This window comes from Mycoplasmopsis primatum ATCC 25948 (assembly GCF_000702785.1).
Classification (GTDB): domain Bacteria; phylum Bacillota_I; class Bacilli_A; order Mycoplasmatales; family Metamycoplasmataceae; genus Mycoplasmopsis; species Mycoplasmopsis primatum.
Genome location: NZ_JNJV01000063.1, coordinates 1 through 1,021, shown reverse-complemented (window position 1 = coordinate 1,021; position 1,021 = coordinate 1). Strand labels below are relative to the sequence as shown.

Sequence of the window (1,021 nt, the reverse complement as noted above, 5' to 3'; positions counted from 1 at the left end):
TACGCATTTTCTTTGTGTCAAAAATTAGTTCTATTATCAGATAACAACTTTTTTGGATAACCATATTTATTAAACATATTTTCTAATAGTACTTGATATCCATTTAACGTTTCAGTTCCCTCTTCAAAGAATAGATCGACTACTTTATTTGTTCCTGCGTCAACAGCCATTAGACACGTTGATTTAATATCATTATCAAAATAATAATGAGTACATCCATCAATTTCTACAACTTCGCCGAATTTATAATTATTAGATGAATTAGTTCTAAATTTTTGCTTCTTTTTTGGTTCGCAAAAAGTTAATTCCCCTTTATAAAAAACATGTTCTTTCATTTTTTTATTAGTTCTATTTTGCCGAGCTTCTTTACGGACACTCTTAGTTGCGTATTTGCTTGCGTATCCTTCTTTTCTTAATCTTTTCATTAAATTTGCGTATGAAATAGTTATATTTTTATCTGGTATAAAAGTGTTTATGTTGTTATAAAAAAAAGAAAAAGAGTTAAGTATGAACAGCTTTCATTATTATTGCTTCCGCCTGTAATTTTGGCGTTTTCTTCATATATTTCTCCAATTTTTCTTATATCTTCATCACTATATTTTTTGGCATTTTGATTATTTGTATTATTATGACTTACAACAACTTTGCCATTTGCTTTTTTGATTTTTAATTTTCATCTTTTTATTGTTGAAATACTAACGTTGCACGTTCATGCTAACCTTTCATTAGTAAAATTTGAATTGTGTACTATTGTGCTAACTATTTTTTCGCTTCTGGAAATTCAGCTTTCTTTATCGTCCATTTTATTCATTCCAATATTATCCCCTTATTTTTTTAAAAAAAACAGGTGGCTCAATTTGTTTGGTAATGGAAGTTGAACTCATGTATTTTGATTTTAATTTATGCAGTTTATTTATGGTAAATCATTATAATTAAAATATTAATATTATTTAATAATAAAGAGGAACAATATGAAAGAATTAAAAAGTTATATCGATGATATAAACCAAATGTCAAAAAG

The 1,021-nt window shown here is 26.2% G+C and carries 2 protein-coding genes; both read right to left on the bottom strand.

Annotation, left to right across the window (positions count from 1 at the left end; all coding sequences use genetic code 4):
* Positions 1–425: hypothetical protein (locus tag T386_RS04665; RefSeq protein ID WP_029513872.1), on the bottom strand; the 425-nt coding region annotated here is incomplete at its 3' end.
* Positions 426–472: 47 nt separating this feature from the next.
* On the bottom strand, positions 473–811 hold the full coding sequence (locus T386_RS0104240) for a hypothetical protein (RefSeq protein ID WP_029513871.1): 339 nt from the start codon (positions 809–811) through the stop codon (positions 473–475).
* Positions 812–1,021 lie beyond the last annotated feature (210 nt).